This is a genomic window from Senegalia massiliensis (assembly GCF_009911265.1).
Classification (GTDB): domain Bacteria; phylum Bacillota; class Clostridia; order Tissierellales; family SIT17; genus Anaeromonas; species Anaeromonas massiliensis_A.
Window position 1 is genome coordinate 86,735 of the sequence record NZ_QXXA01000011.1, and the last position, 16,292, is coordinate 103,026.

Here is a 16,292-nt window from a genome sequence, read left to right on the forward strand (position 1 = left end):
ATATTTTTTAAGCTTTATTCAACAATTGCTAATACATCATTCAATTTAATAATTGTATATTCTTCACCATCAAGTTTAACTTCTGTACCTGAAAATTTAGAAGCTATAACTTTATCGCCTACCTTTATTGTGTCTTTCTTTTTATCATCTGATGTTATTCCATCGCCTAATGCTAAAATTTCTGAAATTTGTGGTTGTTCCTGCGCTGAGTTTGGTAATACTATACCACTTTTAGTTTTCTCTTGAGCTTCTATCTTTTTAATAACTAACCTATCTCCTAATGGCTTTAAATTCATAATTACCCTCCTTGAATATATCCTGTTTTTATTATTAGCACTCATTAGGTGTGAGTGCTAATCCTTACAAATATAATAGTACAATTTTGTACTATTATATGCAAATCTAAATATAGCAAATAATTGTAGATTATTTTGATTTATTTAGTATTAACTCATAAAATCTATCTTTTTCTTGGTTTTTCTCTTGTTTTGTTTAAATATTAATATTATTATTTTTTAACCTCTTATCTACAAATCTCATTACTAAAAGTCTAAGTACTGCAACAACAGGTACCCCTAAAAGCATACCCATAAATCCAAATAAAGCACCACCAATAGTAATTGCAGAGATTATCCAAAAAGGTTTGACTCCTACATGATCTCCTAAAATTTTAGGCCCTAAATATAAACCATCAAATTGTTGGATAACAAGTATAGTTATTGCAACCCACAATGCTTTTATTGGAGAGCTGAAAAGTGTGATAATAATAGCAGGTACTGCTCCAATAAATGGACCAAAATAAGGTATCATATTAGTGATTCCTACAATAACACTTAGTAACATAGCAAATGGAGCTTTTACTACTAAAAATAATACTAAAAAACATATTATTGATACTATTAATGAATCTATAAGTTTTCCTACTAAATATCTAGAAAATACTCTATTTACATCTCTACCTAATTCTATTATCTTAGTAGCATTGGTATAACTTAGGATGGAATAAAGTAATCTTTTAATTTGTCTTTTGAAATTTTCTTTATCTTTAAGCATGTATATTGATATAACTATAGATAAAACTATTTTAAGTAAGAAAGCTGTTACATTTATAGCTTGAAATACAACCTGATTAACTGCTAAATTAGCTAATTCTGTTATTTTAGCCAGTGAATCTAATAGTATTTTTTCTAAATTTTCAGTTGCAATACTATTACTTAATATTTCAAATTTAGTTATATTATATTCAATAAATTCCTGAATATTTTTTACATAAGTTGGTGTATTATCTATAAGTGTAGTTATACTCTTAATTATATTTGGAGTTACTATAGCAATTAAAAACACTAGTATCCCAAGTACTATAATATAAGAAAAGAATATACTTCCTAACCTATTAATCTTAAATGATTTTTCAATATATATAACTAAAGGATTTAAAAGGTAGGCTATACTAAATGCAATTAAAAATGGACTTAAAACATTAATAAAATCAAGAAGTGAATATGGATTATCTATAAATTTAAACAAAAGTATAGATAATATAATTAGTGGTAGAAAATTTAAATATGAAACAACTTTCTTTTTGTTCATCGCTACTCCCCTTCAAATATTTATTCTTCCTTCTATTATATATTATATATATTAAAAATGATATAACTTAAATGCTAAGATATATTAATTTAACAATATAAAATACTAAAGGTAAAAAAATTGCTGGAAGCATATTACTTACCTTTATCTCTTTTAATCCTAATATATTTATTCCAATAGCTGATATAAGAATTCCACCTACAGCTGACATTTCTAAAACTACTGAATCTATTAAAAAATCAGTTAAAAATGATGCTAATATTGTTATAGTACCTTGATACAAAAATACAGCAAAACTAGAAAATGCTACTCCTATTCCAAGTGTAGATGCAAATACTATAGATGTTATACCATCTATTACTGATTTTGCATAGAGTGTATTGTGATTTCCTGTTAATCCACTTTCAAGTGAACCAACTATAGCCATAGCACCTACACAAAATATCAAGGAAGTCGTTACAAACCCTTTGGAAAAATTTGAATCACTTCTCCCAAACTTTCTTTCTAAGAATTCTCCTATTTTATTTAACTTTTTATCTATTTTTAAACTTTCACCTATAATTACTCCTATTATCAGACTAAATATCATAGTAAGAATACTTTCACTTTTAAGAGCAGATGTAAGGCCTATTACTATTACAATAAGTGCAAGTGAATCCATTATTATTTCTTTATAATTTTCTTTTAATCCTTCTTTAATACTTACACCTATTATTCCTCCTAACAATATAGCAAGGAAATTAACTATAGTACCTATCAATCTACATCAACTCCTTATTTTTTCTTACCTATACCTAATTCTCGTGCATAATAAAATAGATATTGTTGTGCAAATCCTGCTAACTCTCCAAATTTTTCTTGGCCATACTCTTGTATAAGTTTAAGTTTTGTATCTTCCTCTAAATAAAAATACTCCATAACCCTTTTAACCCATACATCTATTGGAAATGCATCTGATTTCTCCATAGAAAATAACATTATACAATCTGCTACTTTAGGTCCCACTCCTGGAAATATTAAAAGATTTTTTCTTGCATCATCTGTAGGCATATTCTTTATAGCATAAATATCCATCTCTCTTCTATCAACTATATTAGCAGCTGATAATATATATTTAGCCCTAAATCCTAAGCCACATTCTTTTATATCTTCTACTGATAATTTATTTAAACTATTTGCTGTAGGAAAACTATAATATTTATTTCCTCTATATTCTCCTATAAATTCTCCATATTTTTCACTTAATAAATTTAATGATTTCTTTATTCTAGAAATCATATTATTTGCTGATGTAATAAAAGAAATGAGTATTTCCCATTCATCTTGATTTAATATTCTCATTCCTTCTCCAAATTTAATAGCTTTTTCCAGTATAGGATCTTTTGATAATTCTTTTTTAATTTCATCATAATCCCTATGTAAATCAAAATAATAATACCAAATACTTTTAAAATCTTCTTTATTAGTATTGGAAAATACTGCATCATTACCTTCTTTTTTTATATTAAGTATCTTTCCATAAGCAACTATAGTATAACTTCCATCATCTTCTACATGCCATCTAAATGCTTGGCCACACTCAAATATATGTTTAGGCTCAAAATTCTTTATATCTTTTATTATGATTTTATCATTTTGTTCTATTAATTCATAGCTCATTTTACAATTACCTCCTATTTCTTTACCTAAGATAATTACCCTAATAGGATATTTTTAAACCTATACAATAGTAAAAGGTCCCTTTTAAAGGGACCTTTATATATTAATATATTCCTTGTGCCATCATTGCTTCTGCTACTTTTAAGAATCCTGCAATATTTGCACCAGCAACTAGATTATATCCAAATCCATTTTGTTCTGCTGCAAAACGAGCATTTTCATGTATATCTTTCATTATCTTTTTTAAATTTTGGTCTACTTCTTCTTCTGTCCATGATAATCTTAAGCTATTTTGTGCCATTTCAAGTCCAGAACATGCAACTCCACCAGCATTTGCTGCTTTTGAAGGACCTACTATTAATCCTTGTTCTTGTAAATATTTAAGTGCATCATTTGTTGTAGGCATATTTGACACTTCACAGTAGTATTTTAATCCATTTTCTACCATTTTCTTAGCATCTTCCATATGCACTTCATTTTGAGTTGCACAAGGCATTGCTATATCAACTTTAACACCCCATGGTTTTTCTCCTTCAAAATACTCTACTCCAAATTTATCAGCATAATCTTTTACTTTATCTCTACCTGACATTCTCATTTCAACCATGTAGTTTATTTTTTCTTCTCCAGTTACTCCATCTGGATCATAAATATACCCATCTGGTCCTGAAAGTGTAACTACTTTTCCACCTAGTTCATTTATTTTTTGAACTATACCCCAAGACACATTACCAAATCCAGAAATAGATACTGTTTTGCCTTCAAATGTATCTCCATGATAATTTAATATTTCATTCATAAAGTATGCAGCACCAAAACCTGTTGCTTCTGGTCTTATTAAACTTCCACCATATGATAATCCTTTACCTGTTATAACCCCGTTTTCAAATGCGCCTCTTATTCTTCTATATTGTCCATATAAATATCCTATTTCTCTAGCACTTACACCTATGTCCCCTGCTGGAATATCTACATCTGGTCCAATATGTCTATATAATTCAGTCATATAAGCTTCACAGAAATTTCTTATTTCACGATCAGATTTACCTCTTGGGTCAAAATCAGAACCACCTTTACCTCCACCCATTGGAAGACCTGTAAGTGAATTTTTAAATGTTTGTTCAAATCCTAAAAACTTTATAATACCTGAATATACTGATGGATGGAATCTTAATCCACCTTTATATGGTCCTATTGCTCCGTTAAATTGAACTCTCATACCACGATTAACTTGAATTTTACCTTCATCATCTTGCCAAGCTACTTTAAAAGATATTTGTCTTTCAGGTTCAGCCATTCTTTCTAATATATTTGCTTCAACATATTCTGGATGATTTTCTAATACTGGTTCTAATGTACTATAAACCTCTTCTATTGTTTGAATAAATTCTGGTTCATCTGCATTCCTCTGCTTTACTTTCTCAATTACCTCTTCTACATAAGACATTAAAAAACTCCTCCCTTTTTTTGAACTATTAATATATTATGTAACTATATTAACCAAACTCAAATTATGAAAACCTTTTCACGAATATTGCCTTTCAATACAATCTTATGATAACATAAGAAATTTTTTTTGTAAATAAATATTAAGGATTCATAACTTTTTTTATATTAACATTAACACTTAATACATTTAAAGAAGTAGTATACTCTATTTCTTCAATTATATATCTTTGTAACTTCTCTATAAATGAAGGTAAGACTTCTAATTTATTAATATTTATATCTACATTTATTTCTATACCATGAATGTTATTTTTTATATAAATATTATTTATTCTTTCTACATTAGATAATTTGTATCCTGCAATTTTTATTAAATCTTTAAGTACTCCATTGGATATAGTATATTTACCAAAATAACTAAATGTAGGTCGTACTACAGTTTTTTCATAAACATCTTCTTTATTTTTTTCATCTTTTCTTCTAAATATTTTAAGTGTATCAATAAAATATCCTGAAAAATCTTTTTTAACTTCAAATGTAGGTACTGGGATTATATGCTTTCCTTCTTTTTGTCTAGATTTTTTTGCAATTAGTATTTCTTCTTTTTTAGATATTTGATCTATATAAATTCTTTCAGATATTTTAGGAAGTTCTAATGTATTTGCAATTCTTTCTACCATTTTATCTGAAGTACCAAGTATTAAAATTTTATCTAGAGCACCTGCTTTTAATACCTCCATTACTTCTTTTTTATGATCATCGTCCATAAATAATGCTCTTTTCACTGCACTAATAGTTGAACTTTCTCTTTTAGCAGATTTACCTGCCATTACTTTTGCTCCTTTTATAAGTAATCCATCATCCAATATATATTTAATTTTTTTATCTTTTGCAACATTTATAGCTTTATAGCTCTTTCCTGTTCCACTTTCTCCTACTAAGGCATAAACCTTCAAATAAATCACCTCAAATTTTTAGATATAGAATATTATAACAAAAGGAATCAGCATATGCTAATTCCTTTTAAATTTATATTTTAAATCTATCAATTTCACTATTTAGCTTATCTGCTAAACTATTTAAATTATTAGCAAGTACTGCTACTTGTTCCACTGCAGATGTTTGTTGTTGCATTGAAGCACTAACTTCTTCTGAAGCTGCAGCTGTCTCTTCTGATACAGATGATATATTTTGTATAGAATCTATTAATTTATCTTTTCCACTTTCTATAGATTTTATAGCATCATTCATTCCTTCAATTCTGCTTGATATATCGTCAATTTTGTATGATATTTTTCCAAAACTATCATTTACTTTACCTACTGCATTACCTTGTTTAACTGAACTTTCTTTTACATCATTCATAACATTTACTGTGTTTTTACTTTGAGTTTGAATTCCAACTATTATTTCTCTTATTTCATCTGCTGCTTTTCCAGACCCTTCTGCAAGTTGTCTTATTTCATTTGCAACAACTGCAAATCCTTTTCCATGCTCTCCTGCTCTTGCAGCTTCTATAGATGCATTTAATGCAAGTAAATTTGTCTGTTCTGCTATTGATGTAATAGTTTCTAATATATTTCCTATGTTTTTAGATTTATCATTTAATTCAAGTACTGCTTTTTCTATGTTTTCTGTAGTAGTCTTATTTTCTATATTTTCATTCTTTAATGTTTCTACTGCTTCTACACCACTTATATTTAAATCCATTACATCATTAGTAGAATTCATTATCTGTTCACTACTTGTCACAAGCTCGTTTATTTTATCTCCAAATCCTGAAACCATCTGTGCTCCCGTTTCTGCATCTCCTGCTTGCTCAGATGCTCCCTTCGCTATCTCTTCTACTGTACGAGCTACTTCTTCAGCAGATGCACTAGTTTGCTCCGATGTAGCTGCTAATTCTTGAGAAGAACTGATTACTTCCATAGATACATTTTTTGAACCTTTTATAAGGTTTTTAACTTCTTCTATCATCAAATTAAATGTATCAGATAATATTCCAATTTCATCATTAGATTTTACATCTGATCGCACAGTAAAATCACCTTTTTTCACTTTTTCCATATCAGTTACTAACTTATTTATAGGTTTTGTTATTCTTCTAGAAAAGATTATTGCTATTATACTTCCTATTAATAATACAACTAGAGCTATTTCTATTGTATAAATAAGTATTTTATTAACTTCATCTTTTATTTCATTCATATATGTAGCATTTAAAACTTTCCAATCTAATCTATCTATTGTATCAAATGTTGTAAATTTATCTAGTTCTTTTCCTTCTTCTTCCATTGAATATTCTACTAAACCTGACTTATCTTTCTCTACAGCTTTTTTTAGTTTTTCAACAGGGATTTCCTTACCAATCAATTCACTATTTGGATGTGTCATTATATTATTATTTTTATCTAATAAGACTAGTTGAGTATTTTCACCAAAATCTATCTCAGCTAACCTTTCATTTATAACATTTAAAGACAGGTCAATAGCTATTACTCCAACGAGTTTATCTCCATTGTATACAGGGTTAGAAAGAGTTATTATTGTATCTTTTGTATCTGCGTCTACATAAGGTTCATTCCAGACTAAACCATTAGACTCTTTTGCCAAGTTATACCATGGTCTTGTAGTTGGATCATAAGAAGATTCTCCTAAGTCAGTTATAGGAAAATCATAAAAACCACCATTTGTGTCTCCAAAATATATACTTATTATTTCATTATATGTATTATAATATCTTTCTAATGAATTTGAAATTTTAGATATTTGCTCTTCACTTAATTCACTATTTTCTTCTGCCAAATCTATATTTGTAAGACTTGGATCATTTGATATAATATTTAAACTCTTTTCATAACTTGAAAAATACTTATCCATAGTGCTTTTTACTTCTTTTGTGAATATTTTTGATGTATCTTGTAACTCACCTTTTAATGAGTTAACAGTCACTAAAAAAGAAGAACTCCCAATAAACACTACTGTTAAAAGTATTATTACTATTATTAATGTTACCAGTTTTTTAGTTAAGCTCTTTTTTCCTATTCTTTTTTTCTTTTCACCTTTACCCCCTTGTTTAAATTTTGATAATATTTTTTTGAATTGTTTCAATTTTTCCCCACCTCCATTATATATATCGACATATTTCGTACTTTTTTTAATGTTATTAAAATATTTTAATAAATACATATCACTTTTTACATAAAAAATAGTCTAGTTAAAATTAACTAGACTATTTAAAAATTATTTTTGGTCAGCTGTAACTTTTAGAAATCAACTGCCTTAATTTAAGATTCTACTGCCTTTAAAGCTGTAACTATATCATCTACATTGTCAAGAGCTTCTAATAATTCTGGAATTACTTCAAATAAGTCTCCTACAATACCATAGTCTGCAACTTTAAATATTGGTGCATCAGGATTTTTATTTATTGCTACAATACAATCAGAAGATTGCATACCAGCTAAATGCTGTATAGCACCTGATATTCCTGCTGCAATATATAATTTTGGTCTTACTGTAGTTCCAGTTTGACCTACTTGATGAGAATGCTCAATCCATCCTTCATCTACTGCTGCACGAGATGCTCCTACTACTCCACCTAATTTTTCTGATAATTTTTCAAGTAATTCAAATCCTTCAATTGTTTGAACTCCTCTACCACCAGCAACAATTATTGGAGCTTCATCAAGAGCTACTGTTTCTTTTTCAGATTTTACTATTTCTAATACTTCTGTTTTAAGATCTCCATCTTTAAATGCTACTTCAATATTTTCTATAGTTCCTACTGCATTTTCATTGTACTTAGCTTTTTCCATAACTCCAGGTCTAACTGTAGACATTTGTGGTCTGTTATTTGGACAAACTATTGTAGCCATTAAATTTCCACCAAACGCTGGACGTGTTTGAAGTAATTTTCCATCTTCTTCATCTATTTCTAAGCGAGTACAATCTGCTGTAAGTCCTGTAGCTACTTTAGCTGATACTCTTGGTCCTAAATCTCTACCAATTGTTGTAGCACCTATCAACATTATTTCAGGCTTTTTATCTTCTATAAGATCAGATATTACCTTAGCATAAGCATCAGTAGTATAATTTTCTAATTTTTCATGATCTACTTTTAGAACTTTATCTGCACCATATTTAACTAGCTTTTCAGCGTTTTCATCTAAATCTTTACCTAATAATACAGCACTTAATTCTACTCCACGTTTATCTGCTATTTTTCTTCCTTCACCAAGGAGCTCTATAGAAACATTTAATACTTCACCAGATCTTTGCTCTGCAAATACCCATACTCCTTTATAGTCATCTATATTAATTTTACTTTGTACCTCTTCTTCATCTTTAACTATTGCATCCACTGGACAAGCTTCAACACATTGTCCACAAAGTGTACAATTATCCTTTATAGTTGCTTTTTTATCAATCATATCTATAGCATCAAATGGACATACTTTTACGCATATTCCACAACCAATACATTTGTCTGTTATTACTCTTATAGCCATTATTGTCCCTCCTTTGGTTTTATATTATTTGTCTTTCTTTAAGTCTAACTATTAAATTTCTTACTTTTTCTTCAGTTGTTCCTTCTAATTTTTCTCCAGCACCTTTTGTAGCAGGTGTAAATGACTTTTTAACCTGTGTTGGAGATCCTTTAAGTCCTATTTGTGTATTATCAACTATTATGTCATCTAATGACCATACTTTTATTTCCTTTTCTCTAAATGCATCATATATTCCTCTAATTGAAGGATATCTAGGTTCATTTAATTCACCTATTGCAGTAAGAAGTACTGGCATATTTGTCTTTACTTTATAATATCCATCTTCTATTGCTCTATGAGCTATTACTGCATCTCCTTCCACGTCTAATTTTTCAACATAAGTTATTTGTGGCAAATCAAGATGCTCTGCAATTTGTGGTCCAACTTGTGCTGTATCACCATCTATTGCTTGTCTTCCACAGAATATGATATCAAAATTACCTAATCTCTTTATTGCTCCAGCAAGGGTAGTAGATGTTGCCCAAGTGTCTGCTCCAGCAAACGCTCTATCACTTAATAATATAGCATCATCTGCACCCATAGCTAAAGCTTCTTTTAGAGCTAATTTTGCTTGAGGTGGTCCCATAGTTAGTACAGTTACATTTGCATTATATTTATCTTTTAATCTTAAAGCTTCTTCCAAAGCATTTCTATCATCAGGATTTATTATACTTGGAACGCCTTCTCTTATAAGAGTTCCTGTTTTTTTGTCTATTCTTACTTCATTTGTATCAGGAACTTGCTTTATACATACAATAATATTCATCCTCTTTCCTCCTATCATTTTTAAGCTAACACATTTCCAGCTATAACCATTTTTTGAACTTCTGAAGTTCCTTCATATATCTCTGTAATCTTAGCATCTCTCATCATTCTTTCTACTGGATAATCTTTTGTATATCCATATCCACCATGTAATTGAACTGCTTTTGTAGTAACTTCCATTGCAACTTCTGATGCATAAAGTTTTGCCATAGCAGCTTCTTTTCCATAAGAAAGACCTTTTGCCTTTTTATCTGCTGCATTATATACAAGTAATCTTGCTGCATTAATTTTAGTTTCCATTTCTGCTATCATCCATTGTAATCCTTGGAATTTTGCTATCGGTCTACCAAACTGTTCTCTTTCTTTTACATATTTCACTGCTTCATCCATAGCACCTTGAGCAATTCCTAGTGCTTGAGCAGCAATACCAATTCTTCCTCCATCAAGAGTAGACATAGCTATTTTAAATCCTTTTCCTTCAGAACCTAATAAGTTTTCTTTAGGAACTTTTACATTTTGGAATATTAATTCTGTTGTAGCTGATGCTCTTATACCTAATTTATCTTCTTTTTTACCAATTTTAAATCCTTCATAGTCTGCTTCAACTATAAATGCACTTATACCGCGAGTACCCTTTAATTTATCAGTCATAGCCATTATGATGTAAACATCTGCTTGGCCACCATTTGTAATAAATACTTTTGAACCATTTAATATATAATGGTCTCCTTCTAATTTTGCAACTGTTTGTTGACCAGCTGCATCAGTACCAGCATTAGGCTCTGTTAAACCAAATGCTCCTATTGATTTTCCTTCTGCAAGAGGTTTTAAATATTTTTGCTTTTGTTCTTCTGTACCATATTTATATATTGGCCATGCACCAAGTGATGTATGTGCTGATAATATAACACCTGTAGTACCGCATTTCTTAGATAGCTCTTCAACTGCTATAGCATAAGCAACTTCGTCTCCACCTGCTCCACCATACTCTTTAGGAAATGGTATTCCCATCATTTTGGCTTTCACCATTTTTTCAACTGTTTCTTTTGGATATCTTTCAGTTTCATCTATTTCTGCTGCAATAGGTTTAACTTCTTTTTCAGAAAACTCTTCCATGACTTTTCTAATCATTTTTTGCTCGTCATTTAGACTGAAATTCATTTTTTTACCCTCCTTAAATATACAAAACAATTATTTACTTTTTCGTTTCGTCTATTTATAATGCATAATACGTGCCAATAGATAAAAAATTATCATTTTTTATATTTAAATGCTTAAATTACTATGTTATATAATTTTTCTTGAAAAATAATAACTATATTTTATTGTTAATTATATAACTAATTCTGTGTTGTTTCTTATACACTCAAAATAAAAACCCCTAATACTATTGTTAATTACAAGACAAAGATGATGTGTGTTAAATTTTATACACTGTATGGAAATCAAGACATAATAAAAACTTAGGTTTCCCTAAGCTTTTATTCTATCTTATATTTATCCATTTTTTCATATAATGAAGACCTACTAATATTTAGTATCTTTGCTGCATGTACCCTATTTCCACTTGTAAGTTCAAGGGCATTTATTATTGTATTTCTCTCAGTAATTTCTACTGCTTTTTTTAATGAAAAACTACTTTCTTCATTATTATTATTTTTACCTCTTATATATTCAGGTAAATGAGGAATATCTATCTCACATCCTGACTCAACAATATTTATAGCTCTTTCAAGTACATTTTCAAGTTGTCTTACATTACCAGGCCAATGATATGTCTTTAAAACATTCCTAGCCCCATCAGATATTCCCTTAATATATTTACCTACATCACCTTTATGTTTTTCTAACAATATATCTATTAAAATATCTAAATCTTCTTTTCTTTCTCTTAAAGGAGGAATATTAAGTTTTATAACATTTAATCTATAATATAAATCTTCTCTAAATTCGCCTTTTCTAATCATACTGCTTAAATCTTTATTCGTAGCAGATATAACCCTTACATCAATTGGATGTGTCTTATTAGAACCAATTGGTTCCAATTCTTTTTCTTGTAAAACTCTAAGTATCTTAGCTTGCATATTTAATGGCATATCTCCTATTTCATCTAAGAAAATAGTACCTCCATCAGCTAATTTAAATTTTCCTATTTTACCACCTTTTTTTGAACCAGTGAAAGCTCCTTCTTCATATCCAAATAACTCTGATTCTAATAAATCCTCTGGTATTGCAGCACAATTCATTTTTACAAATGGTTTTAATTTTCTTGGACTTGCATTATGAATAGAATGGGCAAATAACTCTTTACCTGTTCCACTCTCACCTACTACAAGTATTGTAGAGTTACTTTTTGAAGATTTTTGTGCAAGTAACTTTACTTTATTCATAATATCACTATTTGATGGAATATTTTCAAATGAATATTTAGCTCTTCTTTCTTTTATAAGTTCTTTTTTATAATATTTAAGTTCATTTTTAATAACATTTAACTTGTTAGCAAGTGAATTTACCTGTTGTATGTCTCTAAACATGATTTTTCCTATAGCACCAACCACTTTACCATCTTCAACAATTGGTATTCTCATAGCTACAATATTTCTTGAACCTATTTTTTGTATTTCTCCAATTTCTGATTCGCCTGTATCAAGTATTACATGAAGTCTTGTATTTTCTATTACATTTGTAACATCTTTTCCTATTACATCATCTTTATCCACATTCAAAAATTTTGCATAAGACTGATTTATCATAGTTATTTTTCTACTTTTATCAATTACAACTATTCCATCATATGCATTGTTTAATATGGTCTTTAATGTTCCAGTTAAGTTTTTTTCTGTATCTAACTTCCTATTAATTACATTGTTTGTATTATAATATGCTTTTAATAAATCAGTATTTGTCAAAACTCCTACTAAATTATTTTCTTTATCTAATACTAAATTCCTACCCATATTCATATCTAATATTTTATCTGTGTCCTGATCTGGATAAATCCATTTGATGTCCTTATTCATTATATCTTTAATTTCACTATTTAAATCTATATTATTCGATATAGCATAATACAAGTTTTCTTTTTGAAAAATCCCTATAAGTTCTCCTTTAGAATCTAATACAGGTAAAGAGTCTATCTTATTATCATACATTAATTTTGTAGCATATATTATTTGTTTATCTTGATTTATAGTTATAGGATTTCTAGTCATTACATCATTTACTCTCATAATTTCCTCCATATTAGAAAAGGCCATCTATAAGACGGCCTTTATTTTTTCTCTTTTAAAAGATAAGATAATGTAAATAAACTCTCATTTAAATGTACATCTTCAACTGTTATGTTTTCTGGTACTTTTAGATCTGCTGGAGCAAAGTTCCAAATACCTGTAACTCCACTTTCTACTAAAGTATCAGCTATTTCTTGACTACCTTCTTTAGGTGTACATATAATACCTATTTCAATATCATTCTCTTTTATAAAATCACCCATATCTTCCATAGCCTTAACTTCTACATCTCTTAATTTTTTTCCTGTTACTTTAGGATTTTTATCAAATATACCTAAAATTTCAAATCCTGAATCTGAAAACCCTCTGTAATTTGCAATTGCTTGACCTAAATTACCTGCTCCTATTAGTACAGCACGATATGTTTTATCTAATCCTAAAATTTTCCCTAATTCTCTTTGTAGATCTTCTACATTATAACCATAACCTTGTTGTCCAAACCCACCAAAATTATTTAAATCTTGTCTTATCTGAGAAGCAGTAAAATCTGTAAGTTTACTTAGCTCCTTTGATGAAATCCTTTTAATATCATTTTCTAGAAGTTCAGACAAATATCTATAATATTTCGGCAGTCTTCTTATTACAGCCATAGAAACATTTTTATTTTTCATTTCTAATCCCTCTCATTCATTCAAATTTATAAATATGTTAATTATATAACATAATATCAGCATGTGTCAAATTTTGCACTAAGATTATTATACTAGATTTTTATATAATTATCAAAGGTTATCTACCATTCTTAATACTATACCCAATTATATCTATTTTTAAAAACTGTACTAAAAAAAAAATATCATATATAATAGGATAAGAAATAAGGAGTGAAAAAAATGATAATTTTATCATGCAATAATATAAATAAATCTTATATTGGAGAGCCAATTTTAGAAAGTATATCTTTTGCAATAAATGAAAAAGAAAAAGTAGGATTAGTAGGATTAAATGGTGCTGGAAAATCTACACTTTTTAAAATACTAATAGATGAAATTTCTATGGATAGTGGAGAAATATATATTGCAAATGAAACTAAATTAGGTTATTTAAAACAAAATACATTGTTTGAAAGTGAAAAAACAGTATATGATGAAGCTTTAGAAGAATTTAAAAATATTATTGATTTAGAAAAAAGTATAAGAAAATTAGAAATAGAAATAAGTGAAAAAAGTAAATGTGATAACTTAGAACAAATGGATAAACTTATGAATAAATATTCTAGATTATCAGAAGAATTTAATGAAAAAAATGGATATGCATATAGTAGTGAAATTAAAGGTGTATTAAAGGGACTTGGTTTTTCAGAAGAAGAATTCTACAAACCCATAAATAACTTAAGTGGTGGTCAAAAATCAAGAGTTCTACTTGCAAAGCTATTACTTAAAAAACCAAATTTATTATTATTAGATGAGCCTACTAATCACCTAGATATTGATGCAATAAATTGGTTAGAAAAATATATAAAAGAATATAATGGAGCTGCAATTATAATCTCTCATGACAGATATTTTCTAGATTCTACTGTTACTAAAATATTTGAATTAGAAAATAGAAAACTTCAAATATATAATGGTAATTATAGTACATTCATGAAAAAGAGAAAAAAAATAATAGAACTAAAAACTAAAGATTATGAAAATCAAAGAAAAGAAATAAAAGATGAAAAAGAAAAAATAAGAAAACTTGCATTAGGTGGTAAAAGAGCCATTAGACAATCTAAAAGCAGACAAAAAATGCTTGATAAAATAAATGTTTTAGATAAGCCTAAATCTATTGATGGTCGTTCCAAAATAAAATTTGATCCTAAAATAAAAAGTGGCGATGATGTTTTAAAAGTAGAAGAAATATCAAAATCCTTTGGAGAAAATAAATTATTTGGAAATGTTTCATTTAATATATATAGAGAAGAAAAAGTAGGATTAATAGGACCAAATGGTGTTGGTAAAACAACACTTTTCAATATAATATTAAAAACCATAGAAGCAGATAGTGGCAAAGTAAATATTGGTCACAAAGTAAATGCAGCATATTATGACCAAGAACAAACAAACTTAAATAATAATAAAACAATAGTAGATGAAATTTGGGATGAAAATCCATCCTTTGATCATTATACTATTAGAAGTATTTTAGCTAGATTTTTATTTACTGGTGATGATATATTCAAAGAAATATCTACACTTAGTGGTGGAGAAAAAAGCAGATTATCTCTTATGAAACTAATGCTTTCTAAAGCTAATTTCCTACTTATGGACGAGCCAACAAATCATTTAGATATTGATTCAAAGGAATCATTAGAAGATGCTTTAATAGATTATACAGGCACTTTATTTGTAATATCTCATGATAGATATTTTCTAAATAAAGTAACAGACAAAATACTTGAATTAACTAATGAAGGTTTAGAAGAATACCTAGGAAATTATGATTACTATATTGAAAAAAAGAATGAAATAATAGATGTTGAAGAAAATAAACCTACTAAAACAAAAACTCAATTAAAAAATGAACAAAAAAAGCAAAAAGAAAAAATACGTAATGAAAAAAAGAAAAAAAAGAAAGTTAAAGAAATAGAAAAACAAATTTCTGATTATGAAAAACAATTAATTCAATTAGAATATGATATGTGTTTACCTGAAATATATTCAGATCCTGAAAAAAGTACTGAAAATATAAAACAAAGTAAAATAATAAATGAAAAATTAGAACATTTATATAATGAATGGGAAATGCTACTTTCAGATTAATAGAAAGTAGCATTTTGTCTTAATTTATCATTAAAAAAAGATTATTGTTTACCAAACATGCGTACTAATTATATATGTTTATATATAATTAGGTATAAATTAAAAATTATATACAAATAGTCCACATTTTATACACATAATCCCCAAACTTATCAACATTTTTTTTTAGAACATATCTATTTCAGAGTTCTTTTCCACATTATCCACAGAATTTGTAGATAAAACTGTAAACATTGTGGAAAAGT

General features: G+C 28.0%; 13 protein-coding genes. 1 reads left to right on the forward strand and 12 read right to left on the reverse strand.

Translation table 11 applies throughout. The annotated features are described in order from the left end of the window. Positions 1 to 14: 14 nt before the first annotated feature. From D3Z33_RS10790 to D3Z33_RS10845, 12 genes are all read right to left on the reverse strand, one after another. Positions 15 to 296 carry a co-chaperone GroES gene (locus D3Z33_RS10790; protein WP_130806008.1) on the reverse strand — a complete coding sequence of 94 codons (282 nt, stop codon included), beginning with the start codon at positions 294 to 296 and terminating at the stop codon, positions 15 to 17. A gap of 196 nt (positions 297 to 492) precedes the next feature. Beyond that, a complete protein-coding gene (locus D3Z33_RS10795; protein WP_160197767.1) occupies positions 493 to 1,590 on the reverse strand; it encodes an AI-2E family transporter in 1,098 nt (365 codons plus the stop codon). A gap of 67 nt (positions 1,591 to 1,657) precedes the next feature. Continuing rightward, complete coding sequence (locus D3Z33_RS10800; RefSeq protein WP_160197768.1) at positions 1,658 to 2,350, reverse strand: DUF554 domain-containing protein; 693 nt, start codon at positions 2,348 to 2,350, stop codon at positions 1,658 to 1,660. A 14-nt stretch (positions 2,351 to 2,364) separates the two neighbouring features. Beyond that, the gene (locus D3Z33_RS10805; protein WP_160197769.1) at positions 2,365 to 3,249 is read right to left on the reverse strand and encodes a DNA-3-methyladenine glycosylase family protein; all 885 of its coding nucleotides are present in this window, start codon (positions 3,247 to 3,249) and stop codon (positions 2,365 to 2,367) included. A 103-nt stretch (positions 3,250 to 3,352) separates the two neighbouring features. Then, positions 3,353 to 4,696, reverse strand: coding sequence for an NADP-specific glutamate dehydrogenase (gene gdhA, locus D3Z33_RS10810; protein ID WP_160197770.1), 1,344 nt, complete (start codon positions 4,694 to 4,696; stop codon positions 3,353 to 3,355). Positions 4,697 to 4,838: 142 nt separating this feature from the next. Continuing rightward, entirely contained in the window at positions 4,839 to 5,654 is an 816-nt protein-coding gene (locus tag D3Z33_RS10815; protein ID WP_160197771.1) for a hypothetical protein, read from the reverse strand. A 73-nt stretch (positions 5,655 to 5,727) separates the two neighbouring features. Next, positions 5,728 to 7,809, reverse strand: a complete 2,082-nt coding sequence (locus D3Z33_RS10820) for a methyl-accepting chemotaxis protein (RefSeq protein ID WP_160197772.1) — start codon at positions 7,807 to 7,809, stop codon at positions 5,728 to 5,730. Positions 7,810 to 7,985: 176 nt separating this feature from the next. Then, a complete protein-coding gene (locus tag D3Z33_RS10825) occupies positions 7,986 to 9,209 on the reverse strand; it encodes an electron transfer flavoprotein subunit alpha (RefSeq protein ID WP_160197773.1) in 1,224 nt (407 codons plus the stop codon). A gap of 19 nt (positions 9,210 to 9,228) precedes the next feature. Further along, on the reverse strand, positions 9,229 to 10,014 hold the full coding sequence (locus D3Z33_RS10830) for an electron transfer flavoprotein subunit beta/FixA family protein (RefSeq protein WP_160197774.1): 786 nt from the start codon (positions 10,012 to 10,014) through the stop codon (positions 9,229 to 9,231). 20 nt (positions 10,015 to 10,034) lie between these two features. Continuing rightward, entirely contained in the window at positions 10,035 to 11,174 is a 1,140-nt protein-coding gene (locus tag D3Z33_RS10835; RefSeq protein WP_160197775.1) for an acyl-CoA dehydrogenase, read from the reverse strand. Between the two features lie 320 nt (positions 11,175 to 11,494). Then, positions 11,495 to 13,243: a sigma 54-interacting transcriptional regulator gene (locus D3Z33_RS10840; protein ID WP_160197776.1), complete on the reverse strand. Its 1,749-nt coding sequence runs from the start codon at positions 13,241 to 13,243 to the stop codon at positions 11,495 to 11,497. A gap of 41 nt (positions 13,244 to 13,284) precedes the next feature. Then, positions 13,285 to 13,914 (reverse strand): redox-sensing transcriptional repressor Rex, encoded by a 630-nt coding sequence (locus D3Z33_RS10845; RefSeq protein WP_160197777.1) that lies wholly within the window; start codon positions 13,912 to 13,914, stop codon positions 13,285 to 13,287. 222 nt (positions 13,915 to 14,136) lie between these two features. Between D3Z33_RS10845 and D3Z33_RS10850 the strand changes: the two genes are divergently transcribed. Continuing rightward, positions 14,137 to 16,047 carry an ABC-F family ATP-binding cassette domain-containing protein gene (locus D3Z33_RS10850; RefSeq protein WP_160197778.1) on the forward strand — a complete coding sequence of 637 codons (1,911 nt, stop codon included), beginning with the start codon at positions 14,137 to 14,139 and terminating at the stop codon, positions 16,045 to 16,047. Positions 16,048 to 16,292 lie beyond the last annotated feature (245 nt).

Coding starts and splice junctions, on each gene's coding strand:
- D3Z33_RS10790 (WP_130806008.1), bottom strand. CDS start 296: ATGAATTTAAAGCCATTAGGAGATAGGTTAGTTATTAAAAAGATAGAA.
- D3Z33_RS10795 (WP_160197767.1), bottom strand. CDS start 1,590: ATGAACAAAAAGAAAGTTGTTTCATATTTAAATTTTCTACCACTAATT.
- D3Z33_RS10805 (WP_160197769.1), bottom strand. CDS start 3,249: ATGAGCTATGAATTAATAGAACAAAATGATAAAATCATAATAAAAGAT.
- gdhA (WP_160197770.1), bottom strand. CDS start 4,696: ATGTCTTATGTAGAAGAGGTAATTGAGAAAGTAAAGCAGAGGAATGCA.
- D3Z33_RS10825 (WP_160197773.1), bottom strand. CDS start 9,209: ATGGCTATAAGAGTAATAACAGACAAATGTATTGGTTGTGGAATATGC.
- D3Z33_RS10830 (WP_160197774.1), bottom strand. CDS start 10,014: ATGAATATTATTGTATGTATAAAGCAAGTTCCTGATACAAATGAAGTA.
- D3Z33_RS10835 (WP_160197775.1), bottom strand. CDS start 11,174: ATGAATTTCAGTCTAAATGACGAGCAAAAAATGATTAGAAAAGTCATG.
- D3Z33_RS10840 (WP_160197776.1), bottom strand. CDS start 13,243: ATGAGAGTAAATGATGTAATGACTAGAAATCCTATAACTATAAATCAA.
- D3Z33_RS10845 (WP_160197777.1), bottom strand. CDS start 13,914: ATGAAAAATAAAAATGTTTCTATGGCTGTAATAAGAAGACTGCCGAAA.
- D3Z33_RS10850 (WP_160197778.1), top strand. CDS start 14,137: ATGATAATTTTATCATGCAATAATATAAATAAATCTTATATTGGAGAG.